Origin of the sequence: Vibrio sp. V30_P3S12P165 (genome assembly GCF_009904905.1) — a bacterium.
Lineage (GTDB): Bacteria > Pseudomonadota > Gammaproteobacteria > Enterobacterales > Vibrionaceae > Vibrio > Vibrio fujianensis.
Map to the genome: position 1 here is coordinate 18,432 of NZ_WXWH01000077.1, position 17,468 is coordinate 35,899.

18 protein-coding genes and 1 pseudogene are annotated in these 17,468 nt (G+C 44.8%); 1 reads left to right on the forward strand and 18 read right to left on the reverse strand.

The window, feature by feature from the left end; translation table 11 throughout:
- Positions 1–58: 58 nt before the first annotated feature.
- Together aroC and prmB are read right to left on the reverse strand one after the other, a co-directional pair.
- The gene (gene aroC / locus CAG57_RS14960) at positions 59–1,144 is read right to left on the reverse strand and encodes a chorismate synthase (protein ID WP_161427665.1); all 1,086 of its coding nucleotides are present in this window, start codon (positions 1,142–1,144) and stop codon (positions 59–61) included.
- A 176-nt stretch (positions 1,145–1,320) separates the two neighbouring features.
- Positions 1,321–2,253, reverse strand: a complete 933-nt coding sequence (prmB, locus tag CAG57_RS14965) for a 50S ribosomal protein L3 N(5)-glutamine methyltransferase (RefSeq protein ID WP_099611510.1) — start codon at positions 2,251–2,253, stop codon at positions 1,321–1,323.
- Positions 2,254–2,316: 63 nt separating this feature from the next.
- Here prmB and smrB point away from each other — a divergent pair, with 63 nt between their 5' ends.
- Positions 2,317–2,868, forward strand: a complete 552-nt coding sequence (smrB, locus tag CAG57_RS14970; RefSeq protein WP_099611511.1) for an endonuclease SmrB — start codon at positions 2,317–2,319, stop codon at positions 2,866–2,868.
- Between the two features lie 14 nt (positions 2,869–2,882).
- Here the strand turns inward: smrB and flhB are convergent, their stop codons facing one another.
- The 16 genes and pseudogenes from flhB to CAG57_RS15050 all read right to left on the reverse strand — a co-directional run bounded on the left by flhB (position 2,883) and on the right by CAG57_RS15050 (position 17,468).
- A complete protein-coding gene (flhB, locus tag CAG57_RS14975; RefSeq protein ID WP_099611512.1) occupies positions 2,883–4,013 on the reverse strand; it encodes a flagellar biosynthesis protein FlhB in 1,131 nt (376 codons plus the stop codon).
- A 9-nt stretch (positions 4,014–4,022) separates the two neighbouring features.
- Positions 4,023–4,805: a flagellar biosynthetic protein FliR gene (gene fliR / locus CAG57_RS14980; RefSeq protein WP_099611513.1), complete on the reverse strand. Its 783-nt coding sequence runs from the start codon at positions 4,803–4,805 to the stop codon at positions 4,023–4,025.
- 9 nt (positions 4,806–4,814) lie between these two features.
- Complete coding sequence (gene fliQ / locus CAG57_RS14985) at positions 4,815–5,084, reverse strand: flagellar biosynthesis protein FliQ (protein ID WP_099611514.1); 270 nt, start codon at positions 5,082–5,084, stop codon at positions 4,815–4,817.
- Positions 5,085–5,096: 12 nt separating this feature from the next.
- The gene (fliP, locus tag CAG57_RS14990; protein WP_425445505.1) at positions 5,097–5,948 is read right to left on the reverse strand and encodes a flagellar type III secretion system pore protein FliP; all 852 of its coding nucleotides are present in this window, start codon (positions 5,946–5,948) and stop codon (positions 5,097–5,099) included.
- Positions 5,949–5,985: 37 nt separating this feature from the next.
- Positions 5,986–6,363 carry a flagellar biosynthetic protein FliO gene (gene fliO / locus CAG57_RS14995; protein WP_161427666.1) on the reverse strand — a complete coding sequence of 126 codons (378 nt, stop codon included), beginning with the start codon at positions 6,361–6,363 and terminating at the stop codon, positions 5,986–5,988.
- A 3-nt stretch (positions 6,364–6,366) separates the two neighbouring features.
- Positions 6,367–6,777 (reverse strand): flagellar motor switch protein FliN, encoded by a 411-nt coding sequence (gene fliN / locus CAG57_RS15000; protein ID WP_099611517.1) that lies wholly within the window; start codon positions 6,775–6,777, stop codon positions 6,367–6,369.
- Positions 6,778–6,810: 33 nt separating this feature from the next.
- Complete coding sequence (fliM, locus tag CAG57_RS15005) at positions 6,811–7,872, reverse strand: flagellar motor switch protein FliM (RefSeq protein ID WP_099611518.1); 1,062 nt, start codon at positions 7,870–7,872, stop codon at positions 6,811–6,813.
- A gap of 8 nt (positions 7,873–7,880) precedes the next feature.
- Entirely contained in the window at positions 7,881–8,363 is a 483-nt protein-coding gene (gene fliL, locus CAG57_RS15010) for a flagellar basal body-associated protein FliL (RefSeq protein WP_161427667.1), read from the reverse strand.
- A 33-nt stretch (positions 8,364–8,396) separates the two neighbouring features.
- Positions 8,397–8,900: pseudogene (locus CAG57_RS16310) on the reverse strand (flagellar hook-length control protein FliK); the annotation flags it as partial.
- Between the two features lie 1,317 nt (positions 8,901–10,217).
- Positions 10,218–10,670, reverse strand: coding sequence for a flagellar export protein FliJ (fliJ, locus tag CAG57_RS15020; protein ID WP_099611520.1), 453 nt, complete (start codon positions 10,668–10,670; stop codon positions 10,218–10,220).
- A 7-nt stretch (positions 10,671–10,677) separates the two neighbouring features.
- Positions 10,678–12,000 (reverse strand): flagellar protein export ATPase FliI, encoded by a 1,323-nt coding sequence (fliI, locus tag CAG57_RS15025; protein WP_099611521.1) that lies wholly within the window; start codon positions 11,998–12,000, stop codon positions 10,678–10,680.
- Complete coding sequence (fliH, locus tag CAG57_RS15030) at positions 12,000–12,803, reverse strand: flagellar assembly protein FliH (protein ID WP_161427668.1); 804 nt, start codon at positions 12,801–12,803, stop codon at positions 12,000–12,002. The genes fliI and fliH overlap by 1 nt, the downstream gene beginning before the upstream one ends.
- Before the next feature lie 54 nt (positions 12,804–12,857).
- Complete coding sequence (fliG, locus tag CAG57_RS15035; protein WP_161427669.1) at positions 12,858–13,898, reverse strand: flagellar motor switch protein FliG; 1,041 nt, start codon at positions 13,896–13,898, stop codon at positions 12,858–12,860.
- A complete protein-coding gene (fliF, locus tag CAG57_RS15040; protein ID WP_161427670.1) occupies positions 13,891–15,633 on the reverse strand; it encodes a flagellar basal-body MS-ring/collar protein FliF in 1,743 nt (580 codons plus the stop codon). The genes fliG and fliF overlap by 8 nt, the downstream gene beginning before the upstream one ends.
- A gap of 18 nt (positions 15,634–15,651) precedes the next feature.
- On the reverse strand, positions 15,652–15,963 hold the full coding sequence (gene fliE / locus CAG57_RS15045; RefSeq protein WP_099611523.1) for a flagellar hook-basal body complex protein FliE: 312 nt from the start codon (positions 15,961–15,963) through the stop codon (positions 15,652–15,654).
- Between the two features lie 92 nt (positions 15,964–16,055).
- Positions 16,056–17,468, reverse strand: coding sequence for a sigma-54-dependent transcriptional regulator (locus tag CAG57_RS15050; RefSeq protein WP_161427671.1), 1,413 nt, complete (start codon positions 17,466–17,468; stop codon positions 16,056–16,058).

A 17,468-nucleotide genomic window follows, 5' to 3' on the forward strand; every position in this document is an offset into this window, starting at 1 on the left:
TCCTAACAAAAAACCTCACACCTGATATAAGATGTGAGGTTTTGCTAAACGGAAAACCTTACAGTATTGGTGTTTCCGTATGGACACCGTGATTCTGGCCGCGATGACGCAGTAAATGATCCATCAGTACAATTGCTAACATGGCTTCAGCAATCGGTACGGCACGGATACCCACACAAGGATCATGACGACCTTTAGTGATCAGTTGCGTCGCTTTCCCCTCTCGGGTAATGGTTTCACCAGGAACGGTAATGCTTGAGGTCGGCTTTAGGGCAATGTTTGCCACGATGTTTTGCCCAGACGAAATACCCCCTAAGATACCCCCTGCATGATTGCTAGCAAAGCCTTGCGGAGTGAGCGGATCTCGGTGTTCGCTGCCTTTTTGACGTACAACCTCAAAACCATCACCAATTTCAACCCCTTTTACGGCATTGATACTCATGAGAGCGTGTGCAATATCGGCGTCTAAACGGTCAAACACGGGTTCACCCAAACCCACCGGAACCTGAGTCGCCACCACTTGAATTTTAGCCCCAATCGAGTCGCCCTCTTTTTTCAACTCACGAATCAGTTGATCAAACGCATCCACCTTATCGACATCAGGACAAAAAAAGGCATTATTCTCAATTTCGTTCCAATCGACTTTCTCTATCGAGATCTCTCCCATTTGCGACAAATATGCTCGAATTTCAATACCAAACTCTTGTTTGAGATATTTCTTAGCAATTCCGCCAGCGGCAACACGCATCGCTGTTTCCCGAGCAGAAGAGCGCCCACCACCTCGGTAGTCACGCACGCCATACTTTTGGTGATAAGTATAATCGGCATGCCCGGGGCGGAATTTATCTTTAATTTCTGAGTAGTCTTTTGAGCGTTGGTCGGTATTTTCAATTAACAGACCAATCGACGTTCCGGTTGTTTTTCCCTCAAACACGCCGGACAAAATTTTCACTTCATCAGGCTCACGTCGTTGGGTGGTATAGCGCGAGGTTCCAGGACGGCGGCGATCTAAGTCAACTTGTAGATCGGCGGCGCTAATTTCCAACCCTGGAGGGCATCCGTCCACGATACATCCTAGTGCGATACCGTGACTTTCTCCGAATGTGGTCACTCGGAAATGTTGTCCGATACTATTTCCTGCCATTATTTCCTCAAACTCGCTTACGTTGAGCGGGTAGTTTTGCCCATCGTATTCATGACTATTATTGGTAGAATCATACTCGCTTGATTAACGAATGATGTAAAGCCCCTATCGCGCACTAATTGCTAACAAATAGCCAAGCACCGACACTAGGCCGGTGCTTGATAACGGTTCAATCATTAATCGCGGTACAATGCAAATTCATCCGCACACGCGACTAACTGTTCTCGGGTTAATAAAAAGACGCCATGGCCACCATGTTCAAATTCCAACCAAGTAAATGGAATATCAGGATATTGCTCCATTAAATGAACCATTGAATTACCGACCTCACACACCAAAATACCTTGTTCAGTCAGATAACGAGGAGCGTTGGCTAAAATTCGGCGAACTAATTTCAGCCCATCGGTGCCTGCGGCTAACCCTAGCTCTGGCTCATGTTTGAACTCATCGGGCAAACTATGCATATCTTCTTGATCCACATAAGGTGGATTGGTCACAATAATATTGTATTGTTCTTGAGGTAAATCTCTAAACAGGTCGGAACGGATAGGAAAAACTTGCTGCTCTAAACCATGATCTTGAATATTTTGCTCTGCCACTTGCAACGCATCCGACGAAATATCGATCGCATCGACCTCAGCATCAGGAAACGCATAAGCACAAGCAATCGCAATGCAACCACTGCCTGTACATAAATCCATAATTCGAGTCGGTTGTTCGACTAACCAAGGCGAAAATTCGGCTTGAATTAATTCGCCAATCGGAGAACGAGGCACCAACACCCGTTCATCAACAAAAAACTCTAACCCACAAAACCAAGCTTTATTGGTTAAATAAGCCACCGGAGTTCGTTCATTAATACGTTTCACCACTCGCTCAACCACACGTAATCGCTCACTGCTGGTTAAGCGTGAATTAAGTACATGAGGAGGCACATCTATCGGTAAGTAAAGGGTAGGCAAAATAAGTTGAACCGCTTCATCCCAAGCATTATCTGTACCGTGACCATAAAATAGTTTCGCGGCGTTAAAGCGGCTCACCGTCCAACGAATCATATCCTGAAGCGTATACAGTTCAGAAACCGCTTCATCTACAAAAATCTTATCCAAAATTGCCTCCGAAAAGCGCTACAATACTGCCAATTCCGACTCATAACCGATTATTTACCGACAATGAACAAAAAACACACCGATTTCAATCCAAACGCTGATCTCGATGCGGATGATTTTGCTCTGTTTCAGGATGCAGTAAAAGGCGTAAAAAAGTTTGCGCAGGATACCATAGTCCGACCACCAAACAGAAACCCCAAACAAAAAGAAATCCGTCGAACCTCGCGCGAAGCGAGTGATAACGATTTTTATTTTTCTGACGAATTTGTTCCCCTCTTAAGTGAAGAAGGGCCTACCCGTTATGCTCGTCATGATGTGTCAAAGTATGAAGTTAAGAAATTACGTCGTGGTGTTTACGTGCCTGATGTTTTTCTCGATATGCATGGTATGACTCAAGTCGAAGCCAAACGGGAACTAGGAGCAATGATAGCTTATTGTCTAAAAGAAAATGTTCACTGTGCTTGTGTGCAACATGGAATTGGTAAACACATTCTTAAGCAAAAAGTTCCGCTATGGTTAGCTCAGCACCCCGACGTGCTAGCTTTTCATCAAGCACCATTAGAATTTGGTGGCAATGGCTCATTATTGATTTTACTCTCTATCCCTGAAAAATAGGCCCTATCACCTCGTTAGTAACGCATATCCGGTGGAATAGGTAGGTTATCTTCTTGAAGCACCGGACGTTCTCCTCCTTTACGTCGATACTGCTTAAGTTGAAAGACATATGCCAATACTTGAGCGACGGCCATGAATAAACCATCAGGGATCTCTTGTTCTAACTCCGTGGTATGGTAAAGCGCACGGGCTAAAGGTGGAGCAGGAACAATCATGATGTCATGCTCACGAGCGACTTCTCGAATTTTTAACGCCAGAAAATCACCGCCTTTTGCCACCACAACGGGGGCTCGATCTGTGTCTTGCTTATAACGCAAAGCGACAGAAAAGTGTTCAGGGTTGGTAATAATCACATCCGCTTGCGGGACATCGGCCATCATGCGCCGCTGAGCTGCCTCACGCTGCAACATTCGAATCCGCCCTTTCACCTCAGGTTTACCTTCGGTGTCTTTGTGTTCATCTTTAATTTCTTGCTTAGTCATTTTGAGTTGTTCGGCGTGTTGCCAAATTTGAAAAGGGATATCAATCGCCACAACGACCAACAAAGAGCAGCTAATCAGTAAAATAAAATTGAGTAAAATATCCAGCGCATGAAAAAGATTTTGTGGAAACACATCCATGCTCAGCTGAAAAAGATCCCACTTTGATGCATCAATCAGATAAAATGCCACCCCAGAAACCAGTAATACTTTTAAAATCGACTTTAGCAACTCAACCCAACTTTGTAGGCCAAACATCCGTTTAAAGCCACTCAAAGGATTAAGTTTAGATAGCTTCGGCATCGCCGCTTCGGTTGAAAAGCTTATCCCACCGACCCCAGCTGCACCAAGCAAGGCTGCGACAAACAAGGTTACTAAGATGAGTAATAACGGTAATAATAAGCCCGTTAGCGTACCGCCAATAATTTCAAAGAGTTTACTGCTGTCAAAAATTTCTTCGCGGCTAAGAGAGAATAATCGCCCCATCATGCGGTATAAACCTCGAGCCAATAAATCGCCAAACCACATTAGCGATACCGCCCCCACCACTAATACCGAGACTGAAGCCAACTCTTTTGAGCGTGCCACTTGGCCTTTTTCTTTAGCTTGCTGTAACCTTCGGGGGGTGGCCTCTTCTGTCCTTTCTTGGCCGTCAGATTCTGCCATCATGGCCTCCTAACAATTTAAGCGTATCAAGCGACAAAGCTGCTGCTCACCCTCTAACCAGAATAATTCATAGTGTGCAAACAAACCGCTGATAATATACCAACAGAGCAATATGCCGACCAATAAAGCAAAAGCAAACCCGAGTGAGAATATATTCAATTGTGGCGCGGCACGAGTCATCACTCCAAAGGAAAGGTTAACCGTTAGCAGAGCAATAATTCCGGAAAGTGCCATACTCAGCGCCACTTTAAACATAATGCCAAGCCATAATGCTAACTCTCGAAAATCCACCGCAGTGAGTGCTCCACTGCCGATCGGTAAGCTTTTAAAGCTCATGACCACTAATTGAATCATTTTCAAATGACCATCGGTTGCCAAAAAAAACATGGTCGCCAACAACATAAATAACTGCCCCAATAAAGGGGTACTTTGACCATTCGCAGGATCCACCATGGAAGCAAAACCTAAACTCGATTGCATCCCTAAAATTTGTCCGAGAATAATAAACGTTTGAATCAGAAATTGCGTCACCATGCCCATCGCTACGCCAATAATTAACTGCTCTAACGTCGTTAAAAAACCTTGAAACGATAGTAAAGCTATATCTGCGGTAATTTGAGGAATGGCTGGCATGACCGCAAACGTAATGGCCAAACCGAGATAGAGGCGAATACGAGGAGAAACAAATCGAGCCCCCGTCACAGACATCACCATTAACATGGCAGAAATACGGGCAAAGGGCCAAAAATAGTGAGCGATAAAATCTAGTACCACACTGGTTGGGTATTCCATCGATACTCCTTAATAGAGCACCTGTGGTAAGCGCTCAATCATCGCCATAAAGAACTCCATCAGTATCTGGGTCATCCAATGCCCAAACATCATTAATGCTAAAAGTGTCACGATAAGACGAGGTAAAAAACTCAAGGTTTGTTCGTTAATAGAGGTCGCCGCTTGAAAAATTGCCACTACAAGACCAATCAATAAGCTCGGAATAATGATGGCGCATACCATGATAAGAACCATCCACAGCGCTTCACGAAATAGCTCAACAAACAGTTCTGGTGTCATTGGCCCCTCCCGCTACAAGGCAAAACTGCCTGCCAAAGTCGATAAAATCAGGTTCCAACCATCCACTAAGACAAAAAGCATTAACTTAAAAGGCAGCGAAACAATCATCGGTGATAACATCATCATCCCCATCGCCATTAACACCGAAGCAACCACCAAATCAATAATTAAAAAAGGCAAAAAGAGCATAAAACCAATTTGGAACGCGGTTTTCAATTCCGAAGTAATGAAAGCAGGAATGAGTACCGCCATGGAAACCTCTTCTGGATTTTGGACCTCTGCGCCAGAAATATTCACGAAGGTTTCTAGATCTTTCAGCCGCGTTTGTTTGAGCATAAAAGCTTTCATCGGCTCTTGGGCCAAGTCAAATGCTTGACGTGCAGAGATCTGTTCATTGAGGTAAGGTTGAACGGCTTGATCGTTAATCTGATTGAGCACCGGCGACATAATAAAAAAGGTAAGAAAAATAGCAATCCCGATAATCACTTGATTTGATGGTGTTTGCTGTAACCCCATGGCTTGACGCAAAATCGACATCACGACCACAATTCGGGTAAAAGACGTCATCAAAATAACCATGGCGGGTAAAAAGCCCAACATGGTCATTAAAGCTAAAATCTGAAGGTTTATTGAATAGTCTTCACTACCATCAGCATTCGTGGTCATAGTAAAGGCCGGAATACCACCGCCACCACTACCACTGGTTAACGCTAAAGTGTTCGATGCTCCTTGCTCTTTCTCCATCGCGCTCACGGTGATACCACCTTCAGTAAGCGCATTGGCCGGAATGGGGGTTTCCAGCGCTTGTTGCGCACTCGCTAAAGGAGCCCAGAGTAAAATAAGGAAGCAAATAAGGGTCATCATCCAAGATAACGACACCGAACAACAAGTATATCGATGGTTATTTATCATGTTTTTTCACTAACTGAGTCAACTGGGTAGCGAATGAACGTTGATCGGTCGCTTCTTGGATCAACGGAGTGCTCAACTTTGAAATTAACTGAATAGATTGTGTGGTGACGCCTATCAGAAACTGTTCGTCACCCGCTTGCACTATCATCAATCGTTCTCTTGTACCGATAGGCAATTGACGTATCACTTGAAATTCTTTTTGCTGACCTAAGGTTGTCACTCGCATCCGTTTTAATAACCAAGCCAAACATAAAATCAGCACCACAACGAACAAAAGCGACCCAAAAGTGGTCGCTAAATCTAACGATGCTTTCTCGGTGGCCAACACGGGGAGTGACACAAACCATAAACTGATGAACCATTTCATAAATTATCTCAGTTTCTTAATTCGTTCAGTTTGGCTTATCACATCAGTCAGACGGATACCAAACTTATCGTTAACCACCACAACTTCACCGTGCGCAATCAAGGTACCATTAACCATCACATCTAATGACTCTCCCGCGATGCGATCCAACTCAACCACCGAACCTTGATTGAGTTGCAGTAAATTACGAATACTAATTTTTGAACGCCCAACTTCCATCGAGATGGTGACAGGAATATCCATGATAGTATCGAGCTTACGACGTTCATCGTCCGTAATCGGTGGTGAAGTATCTTTTAGCTCGTCTAGTGGCGCAGCTAACACTTCATCGACATCGATTTCTGGGGCACTAGGATCTTCTCCAAGAGCGGCAGCCCACTCATCTGCCAGTTTTTGATCATCTGATTTTGACATCTTTGCTACCTATTCTTACTCTTGTATTGGTTATTACTCTGGTATTGATTCTTCATCTTCCAGCTCATCGTTCTCTAATTCAGCAATAATATCTTTGCCTAAAAACGCAAGATCGGTTTTTACCACATCTGGGCGACGGATCTTTTCTGAAATTTGTACGGCCAGCTTTTCACCAGAGCGGCCCATTTTGACTCGATAGGTCGGTAAGTCTTCCACAAACATCACCGCATGCTCTGGCATATCAATCGGGATAATGTCACCGACTTGCAATTCCATCAAATCGCGCAGAGCAATATCTTGCTCCAATAAATTGACTCGAAAGTTAATTGGCACATCCATAATCTCATCTCGTAGTGCCGAACTCCAGCGGACATCGGTTTCCATTTTATCCGACTGAACCCCCGCATCGAGTAATTCGCGAATGGGCTCCACCATCGAATATGGCATCACCATATGAAAATCACCGCCACCACCATCCACTTCAATATGGAATGAACAGACAACAATCACTTCTGTTGGGCTAACAATATTCGCCATACTCGGGTTCACTTCGGAATCGAGGTACTCAAACTCGACTCCCATAACTGGAGACCACGCTTCTTTATAATCGGTAAAGACGATTTTGAGCAATAATTGGATAACCCGACGTTCCGTTGGAGTAAATTCACGCCCTTCAATACGAGCATGATAACGCCCATCGCCGCCAAAAAAGTTTTCCACCAAAATAAAGACTAAACGTGCTTCCATTGTCACCAGAGCCGTTCCTTTGAGTGGACGAAAACGAACCATATTCAAACTCGTTGGAACGTACAAAGTATTTTGGTATTCACCAAATTTCATCATTTGTACGCCATTGATTGAAACTTCTGCCGTTTTGCGGAGCATATTAAACAAACTGATGCGTAAGTGACGAGCAAAACGTTCATTAATCAACTCTAAGGTCGGCATCCGACCACGAACAATCCGATCTTGTGATGAGAAATCAAACGAGACCGCCCCCGGGTCAACGGAATCTAATTCGTCTTCATCGTCATCAACGCTGTCTACACCATGCAACAGCGCATCAATTTCGTCTTGGCTTAATAAATCGGTCACGAACTCACCTATTGCATTACAAAATCAGTAAAGAGCACTCGTTCTATCACCGGCTCTCCTACCACTTGTGTCATCGCCGCTTTTATATCTTCGGTTGCCTTATCCCGTAACTCAGTTCGCCCAGAGGTTGTCCGTAATTGTTCAACGGTTGCAGAAGCAAAGGTTGCCAATAATGTACTTTCAATTAAAGGCGAGTGAAAGCGAGCCAAATTTTCATTTTTACTCCCACGAACCATAAGCTGAACCTTTACCTGTACCATTCGACCACGATTTTCCCCACTGACATTGAACACAAAAGGTTGTGCAATGTTAACATAGGACACTGGTTCAATCGTGGCGGCTCGTTGGGCTTGCTGAGCTTGTTTTGGTTCAGGACTACCGGAACCGATGAAGAAGAAAGCGCCTCCAGCGATCAATAGCAAGGCGACGACAGCCCCAACAATGATTAATAGTTTCTTTTTACTTTTAGGTGCATTTTCATCAACGGCCATAAGTTTACTCTATGCGGTTATTGTTTTATTAGTTTAAGCGTAATAACTGATTCCATCACGCTTTGTTGCCACATTCAAATCAAGTTTGATGTCTGACTCAAGGTTTTCATCTCCCAGCAAAGGGCCTTTACCAGCCAACCCTCCTGATTCTCTACCGTTGGCTGAATACTGCTGCTGTTGACCTGCACTCTGTTGTTGAACAGAAGTATCCGCTAACTGAACCCCTTGCTGAGCTAACATCTCTCTCAAACGTGGCATCGACTGCTCTAAGGCATCTCGTGCTTGGTTATTGGCCACCATAAACTGAACACTAGCCCCATCACCATGCATATTCATTCGAATATGCATTCGACCTAACTCTGGAGGATCAAGACGAATATCAATATTTTTTAGGTTCTTCGACATCATCATTTGCACCCGTTCGGCCATTTCATCTGCGACGATTCCTTTATTTAATGCTAAAGGTAATGGCTGACCTTGAACCATAGCTGGATCATGGCGCAATCCAGTCGGTTGAGTTGCAGATGATTGTCCTGCAGCGGTGGCTAATTGCTGAGCAAATGAATGCTCGCGCCCCGGCTCGGAGTCCAGTGATTGCTTCTCTTTTGCTAACATGACCGAACCCCGTAGAGACGCTTGTAATACTTTAGGATCCATCACCGGTACCGATTGGACTGACTCAGCGATAGTTGCTGCAGCAGCTGATCCGACAGAGCTGTTAGTCAAAGGGACGTCGTTCATCATCATGGTCGCGGCAGCCGGATGAGCCGATGGCTGAGATGAAATAGCCGCAGATGGGGAAGGCGAAACTAAGCCATGAGGAACATTCGGCTTAGCCGACTCATGGCGAGTATGGCCATCGGCTTGAGCTAGTGCCGTGATAGTTTCTACAGATTCTACCGTTGGTTCATCACCGCTGGCTGTAACGTCAGGAGAAGCGACAAGCTGTTCTTGGTTTGATAACTGTTCCTGGTTTGGTAACCGCTCTTTTTTAGGTAGCTCACTTTCTCGCGTAAATTGTTGCATTTGCGCTGTTGCTGTAGATTTATCTTCTGCCGTTGGTATGACGAATTGTTCTGATTCATCAATCGGTTGTTTGGTGACGGTCATATCACTGTGAGCAAATACAGCTTTATCGAGCGGGGCATCACCTTTCCAATCGGGCAACTCAGTCTCATCTAACGGTTCAGCTTCAGTCTTTGAGACGGTGGAAAAATCAATCGCCCCTTCCTCTTGAGTCGATTGATTAGGCAAGTTATTGCCGCTCGTGGTAAGTAAAGTTTGATTGGCTTGCTGTAGACGACCAAGGAGTTCATCACCGTCATTCATTACTTGTGCAGTTGTCACCGGCTCGTCTACCGATTCATTTTTCGTGGTGGCGCGATCTGCTTCATCCAGCGAATCTGTATCAAGCTCGAGTATGGCTGGCAGGGCGTCATTGCTCGATTGTATGGCTAACGGCTCTAGCTCAATATCATTGAGGTTAACGGCATCAGGATCAGCGAAGTTTATCGGCTGCGTAGGAATCGCTTTCTGGGACTTTGATGAGCTTGCTAGTTCAGGTTCCTCGGTTTCAGCTTCGCCATTAGAACGAAACAAAAGTGTAGCTAATTGCTCGAAAAACCCAGTAACCTCTTCAGTCTCACCCTCTTTTAAACTGTTTTTTTGGCTAACATCAGTTGCTGCTGCACCTGATAAGCGTTTTTCCTCAACTGAAGAGATTGGACTGATATTCATATGCACACCGCTCACATTGTGGATAACATCTAAACGCCATGTTCGGTATTGACCGTATCTAGCATGGTAGGCTGCAATCGATGCAATAAATGAGCCAAAATGTCGATTTAAACGCGACTATCGAATGGTAGAGCGCAGACGTTGACGATTAAAATTAAGGGTAGAAAATTCATCCATCTGCTTTTGTTCACGTCTCGCTTGTAAACGTTCTTTTTCATTTTGTTTTTTCTCAATTAACCACTCATAAGAGCGACGCTGCTTACGAACATTCATCCAATGCTGTTGGCAATTTTCAACTTGTTGTGTGAAATGCTGTTCAGCCCCCCGCTGCTTGGCTAACGTTTCGTCCAGCTGAGTTAAAAAACGATTTAAGTGGCCATATTGGCTAGCCGTAAGCCCGGCTTGACCACGTTGCACCAGTTGTTGGCAGTAGTCTAACCGATACTGCTCAATCTGTTTCAATTGCTGATAATAACCCTCTAGCTCGCTTCTAGCGTTACTCAAGGCCATGACAGCTTGATCTTCCGTCTCTTGAGCTTGCTTTAACAAAAATTCTAACGCATTGTCCATACTCTACTTACTCCATGCTAAGTACATTTTTCAGCATACCAATACACATATCGTAAGGGACTGACTCTTTCATTTCTTGCTGTAAATAACTCTCTAGACGTGGTTTTAAAGTAAATGCACTATCAATCGCCTTATCGGTTCCAGGTTTATAAGCGCCGATAGAGACTAAATCTTGGTTTTTACGACAAATGGATAAAATTTGCCGTACCGCTTTTGACATCAACAAATGTTCGTCAGTAGTGATCTGCGGCATCACACGGCTGACGGACTTTTCGACATCAATGGCAGGATAATGCCCGGCATCAGCCATCTCCCTTGAGAGCACAATATGTCCATCAAGAATAGCCCGAGAAGCGTCAGCGATTGGATCTTGAAGGTCATCACCTTCGGTTAATACGGTGAAAAATGCCGTAATAGAACCTTGATCTGGGCCACCATTGCCAGCTCTCTCCACTAACGCAGGCAACTTTGCAAATACCGAAGGCGGATACCCTTTGGTGGCAGGAGGTTCACCAACCGATAGTGCGATTTCACGCTGAGCTTGTGCAAAACGGGTTAATGAATCCATTAATAGTAATACATCTAAACCTTGATCTCGGAAATATTCAGCAATCGCCAGTGCTGTTTGACAGCCTTTTAAACGCATTAACGGTGAAGCATCAGCGGGAGCGGCCACCACCACCGCTCGTTGACGCCCATCGGCCCCCAAGATCTCTTCGATAAATTCTTTTACTTCGCGTCCACGCTCACCGATTAAGCCCACCACCACCACTTGAGCGGTGGTGCCTCGCGTCATCATTCCGAGCGTGACCGACTTACCTACCCCAGAGCCCGCAAACAGGCCAATACGTTGCCCCTTACCAACAGTTAATAACCCATTAATGGCTTTAATGCCCACATCAAGCGGCTCACTGATAGGTTTACGTAATAGCGGGTTGATCGGCTGAGCATTAAAGGTGGCGTATTGATCGGTATAAATCGGCCCCAGTCCATCTAATGGGTTTCCCACGCCATCAATCACTCGTCCTAATAACTCCATTCCAACCGCGAGACCGGCTTCTTCCGTTAGCGGCGTCACTTTTGCACCAGGCAATACACCATTAATTTGTTCACTTGGCATTAAGAATAAGCTATCGCCAGAAAAACCAACTACTTCAGCTTCCATTTCGCCGGACATAGTTTCCACTAAGCACAAACTCCCAATCGGAGCTCGGCATCCGGTGGCCTCAAGAGTTAATCCTACCACTCGAATCAACTTTCCAGAAGCAACCGGACGACAGGTTAAGCCTTGCGTTTTATATTGTGCTAATCGTTCGGCTAGTGCTTGCATTACTCTTGTCCTTGTTGGTGACGATTAGTTCCACAAAAACGTTGTAATACACTGCGAACGCGCTCTTCCATACGGTAGTTAACACTCGATTCACCCGCTTCGATTTGTACATCACCTCGATTGAGGGCGGGTTCACTGTTCAGTGTCCACTGGCGTAGCGCCAGTTCTTGCTCACCATAAGCTTGCCTGATGATTTCACAATCCTCTGGGTGCAGTTTGACATGAATCGTATGCCCGGCTATAGGGAGTGCTTCAACCGATTCTTTAACGGTATCCAGAATCACCTGAGGGTTCATTTGTACCTCAACTCGCACGACCTCTTTGACTAGCGCCAACACCATATCTACTAATTGTTTTTCCACTTGAGCATTCATCAACTCCAATGGCTGGGCAAATTGGTTCGCTAGATTCAAGAAGTGTTCAACTTGTTGTTGAATTTGTGATTGCCCGGCGGCTAACCCTTCAGCTTCTCCCGTCTCAACCCCTTCTTGGTGACCCGCATCAAAACCGGCTTGTTTCCCTTGCTCAAAACCTTGCTGGTATCCTTCGGCCTGACCTTGCTCAAGGCCTTCTTGATAGGCTGCGCGCTTAATTAATTCAATGTCTTCATCAGTCAGAGTTTGAGGTTGATCGGGCTCTGGTTCATCAAAGCTTGGGACCCATGCCGGATCGTAGTTGAAAGCCGTTTGTTTGGCTTTTTTATTCTGTTCACTAGAATAGTCTGGCAACCCCCACTTTTTAGGGGGCTCAACGGTAGCATCAGAGCCTAAGCGGATAAAACCACGCTTTCTTTCTCCAGTCATGAAACACCTTTACCGAACGATAAAAAGGCCAGCTTAATGCGCAGGCCTTATATATTATAAAAATTCATCCGCCCCGCCAGACAACATCAGCTCTCCGTTGTCCGCCATTCGTCGAGCAATGGCCAAAATTTCTTTTTGCGCCGCTTCAACATCTGAAACTTTAATCGGTGGCATGGCTTCCAAATCATCTTTCATCAATTCAGCAGCGCGTTTTGACATGTTCTTGAAAATTTTCTCGCGTAGGGCTTCATCCGCACCTTTAAGAGCTTTTTGTAGCACATCTTGTGGAACATCACGGAGCAATTTCTGAATCCCTTGATCATCAACTTCAACCAAGTTTTCAAACACAAACATAAGGTCTTCGATCTGAGTCGCGAGGTCTTCGTCTTGTTCACGCATCTGATCCATCAGCAGACCTTCAATATTATTATCAAGGTAGTTCATAATATCGGCTGCCGCCTTCAAGCCGCCAATTTTCGCCGCTTGTGCCCCTGCTTGACCGGCAAATTGTTTCTCCATGATTTCATTTAACTCAGCTAGGGCCGAAGGTTGAACTTCTTCTAGATTAGCAATACGCATCATCAGATCAAGCCTATCTCGCTCGGAAAACTGAGCAAGGATTTCAGCAGACTGATCGGGATCAAGATAGGATAAAACGATAGTTTGAATTTGTGGGTGCTCATTAACAATAATGCTCGCCACTTGTCTTGGATCCATCCATTTCAGTGAATCCAAGCCTTTTGACCCAGTCCCGAGCAGAATTTGATCAACCAAGTTATTCGCTTTATCTTCACCTAATGCGGCAATCAAGGCATTACGCATAAAGTCTTCACTACCCATACCGATGTTGGTGTATTTTTGAATATCTTCCAAAAATGAGCGGTGCACTGCGGTTACTTTGTCTTGGCTCAAATCCTTTGCTTTCGCCATCGCACTACCGACCCGCTGAACCTGCTTTGGCTCTAAGTAGCGAATAATTCCCGCCGCATCTTCCTCGTTAAGGCTGAGCAATAAAATAGCAGCGCGTTCCTCTCCAGGAATGTTGGCAATATCAATGCCGTCTGCGGAGTCTTTATCTTCGATATCGTTAGGCATTTTGCATCCAATTCTTCACAACTTGAGCCGCAAGTTCTGGCTCGTTAGCGACCAGAGCACGTACCGCTTTTAATACGTCCTCATCTTTATGTAAATTAGGCAAATCAATACCAGAGCCAAATTCAAATAACTCGCCTCCTTCAATATCGCTGCCAATTAAGCTCGTTTCGCCATCCGCTCCAATAGGTAAACCATCAGGGCCATACAACTGTTCATCATCATCTGCCGCTGGATTAAGCAGTTTTTTCATTGCCGGGCGAACCAGTACTAACACAATAACAATAATCACCAATGCACTTGCTAACCAACGGATCCAATCATTAAAGTGTGGATTTTCCCAAATCGGCACATCAGCAAATTGCTCAACTTCGGGTTCGGCAAATTGCATGCTCAATACATTCAGTAAATCACCACGATTTTCATTAAAACCGACCGTACCAATCAACAACTGACGAATTGCGTTAAGCTCACTTTCTGTTAAAGGCTCATAAGTTACTTGCCCATTATCAGGATTGACGACTGGACGATTCTTTACCGCTACTGCGACCGTTTGTCGATTCACTACGCCCGTCTGTCTTCTTTCATGACTAATGGTAGTATCTAATTCAAAGTTACGCGTCGCCTCTCGATGCACTGAACCTTGCCCAAGAACGGAACCATCCTTCATCTGAGCGACATCTTGAGGTATTGAAGCATCCGCCGGAGGTTGATTACTTAAAGCCCCCGGAATACCAGCCACAACATTGCCGTTATTGTAATCTTCTAAGGTATATTCACTGCGTGTTGATGGTGTGTTCGGATCAAATACTTTACGTGTTTGTTCCACCGCGCTAAAGTCCAGCTCTATATCGACCTGTGCGGTATAATTACCTAAACCTAAAATAGGGATAAGAACCGAATCAATTTTGCTACGAAGATTCTCCTCTTGACGACGTTCAAGCTCTTGTTCTTTACGTCGAGCCGTTGAGATCGGATCTTGTGAGCCGGAGCTAAGTAAACGCCCGTGTTGATCGGTCACAGTCACACGGGTAGGCTTCATTCCCGGCACGGCACTCGCCACCATATCAACGATCGAATCCACTTCTTCTTGCTTTAGGTTAGTGCCTGTACGCAAAGTTAAAAAAACGGATGCGGACGCTTCTTGATTATGCCGTACAAAAACACTTTGCTTGGGAAGTGCGAGTAAAATGCGCGCTTTATTAACTTGACGCATTTCTTCGATGGCTTTTGCTAATTGACGTTCACGGCTCAGTTTTAAACGTTCTTGCTCAAGGCGTTGCGAAACACCAAATCCCATGTCTTGCAAAAGGATATCATCACCTGTATTGCGTGATTGATTTAGCCCAGCCCGAACCATATTAAGTTTAATGCTATTGTAATCGCTACTCGGTACTAAAATGGTATTACCATCTAACCGGTAGGCTTGTTTTTGTTGATCAAGATGATCCAATACAGGGATCAGTTCTTCAGTATCATAAGCCCCAAGAGGCCGCATTTCTGGTTCTTTTACCCAGAAAAATAACATAACAATCAGGGCCACACAGATGGAAATGGATAACACCAACACAATCTGTCTTAAAAGGTCAAGATCGCCCATAGCAAAGTCTAGCTTAGAAGAGCTTTTCTCTTCTAAATCTGGATTTTGTGCACCCCCCTCAAGATCAACGCTGGTCGACAGCGCTTGCTCTCCACCTGAGGTCAGTGTCAGATCGGTGGTTTTTTTATCTTCAGCCAAAGCTCATACCCTATGTGGTTATACTGGCATATTCATCAGTTCTTTGTACGCTTCAACTAGTTTATTGCGTACTTGAATGGTCGCTTCAAAGGCAACACTGGATTTATTACGAGCGATCATCACATCCGATAAAGAAATACCTTCATCGCCTCGATCAAAGCGAGTTTGTAAATCACCGGAGGCTTTTTGTAATCCGTTCACATTATTGATAGCCTGAGTTAGCATATTGCCAAAATCAGCGCCAACTTTTTGTCCAGTTGCGGCAGGCCGACCATTACCCGCTTCGACCATCATGGCCTGCATTTCACTGTGTAAGCTATCTAATTTCATGGTAACCTCGAGTGCCAATTCTTTGACTCTAACATCCTGCTTTAATAAAGCAGCAATTAATATGCCACTTGGAATCTGAGCTAAACGGATATTTAACCTGGGATATCAATACCCGCATCACGCATCTTCGCTAATTTATAACGTAGTGTACGCGGGCTAATACCTAATTTCTCGGCCATTTCTTTACGTCGTCCGTTACACTCGACCAGCGTTTCCATAATAATGGAAAACTCTTGATCTCGAAGCTCATCACCTAATCCAATCGGGCTACAATCACTTTTTACCAACGAGGCGCTTTCTGCCACTGGTTTGATTGTAGGATTAGCTCTTTCATCTTCTTGTTCAACCAGCGCTTGTAAGCCAGAAGCATCTTGCCAATCCAACCCTTCGAGTAAAATATGCTGCTGTTCAATATCCGCTTGCTCACTTAAGATCAAAGCTCGCTGAATGACATTATCTAACTCACGGACATTACCTGGCCAAGGATAACTCTGCAATTTAGCGATAGCGGTTGTTGAAATATTAGGAACAGGTAAACCGAGCTTTTTACAATGTCGTTCAATAAGATGGCTCGCTAAAGGGGCAATATCTTTTTTTCGTTCACAGAGAGCCGGCCAAGTAATTGGGAACACATTCAGCCGATAATATAAGTCTTCCCTGAATTTATTCTCTTGCACATAAGCTTTTAAGTCCCGGTTACTCGTGGCAAGAACTCGCACATCTAATTTGATACTTTTCCGACTACCCAACCGCTCAACTTCTCGCTCTTGTAAAACACGCAACAATTTTGCTTGTAAACTTAAATCCATTTCGCTAATTTCATCAAGTAAAATAGTTCCCCCTTGTGCTTGCTCAAACTTACCAGGACACGCTTGGACGGCACCAGTAAATGCGCCTTTTTCATAACCAAATAACGTTGCCTCAAGCATATTATCGGGGATAGCCGCACAATTAATCGCAACAAAAGGGCCATCTTTGCGGGGAGAGGTATTGTGAATATAACGAGACATCACCTCTTTACCTGAACCACTAGGGCCTAAAATCATCACGTTAGCATCCGTTTTTGCTACCTTTTCCGCTAACGACAGCAATTTAAGGCTTTTTTCATCCGCAACCACGGCGTCCCCATTATCGTCAGACTTGACGGGGGCATAACGGCTAACCATATTCAGCAATACTTCTGGCGCAAAAGGTTTTGCCATGTAATCAATGGCCCCCTCTTTCATCGCCGCAACCGCATCTTCAATATTGGCATAAGCCGTCATTAACAAAACCGGTAAATTAGGCCAATGTTGTTTGATATTTCTGAGCAAAGCCAAACCACCCATACCCGCCATTTGTACATCGGATACCACAATGTCAACAGAATGACTTTTCAATTTTATCAATGCATCTTCAGCGCAATCAGCTTCAAGCCACTCATACCCAGCTAACGCGAGTGTATCGACCAACGCTTCGCGTAGCCCCTCATCATCTTCAACGACTAAGACTTTATTTTGAGCCAT